The sequence below is a fragment of the Flavobacterium salmonis genome (assembly GCF_903819435.1).
Taxonomy (GTDB): domain Bacteria; phylum Bacteroidota; class Bacteroidia; order Flavobacteriales; family Flavobacteriaceae; genus Flavobacterium; species Flavobacterium chungangense.
Genome location: NZ_CAIJDP010000033.1, coordinates 1 through 419, shown reverse-complemented (window position 1 = coordinate 419; position 419 = coordinate 1). Strand labels below are relative to the sequence as shown.

General features: G+C 45.3%; 1 pseudogene. It reads left to right on the top strand.

Going from position 1 to position 419, the window contains the following annotated elements:
* Window positions 1-419: pseudogene (locus FLACHUCJ7_RS00195) on the top strand (RHS repeat domain-containing protein); the annotation flags it as partial.

Genomic DNA, 419 nt, shown 5'->3' with positions numbered 1-419 from the left:
GGAAACATTATGAGTTTGCAGCGTAACGGAACATCTGATGCTGCAGCGACAGCAATTGACAATCTGGTTTATAGTTACGGTTCTGCCAATTCGACCAACCAGCTTACCAAAGTTGCTGACAGCAGCAATAAAACCGTTGGTTTTGCAGACGGAAGCAACACAGGAGATGATTACACCTATGATGCCAACGGAAACATGATCACTGATGCAAACAAAAACATCACTGCCATCACCTACAACCATTTAAACCTGCCGGCCAAAATTACTTTTGCCTCCACAGGAAACATTGTCTATCTTTACAATGCAACAGGGCAGAAAGTACAAAAAGTGGTCACACAGGGCGCTACCGTAACCACCACCGATTATTTGGCAGGGTATCAGTATGAGAACAGCGCACTGAAATTCTTCCCGACCGCCGA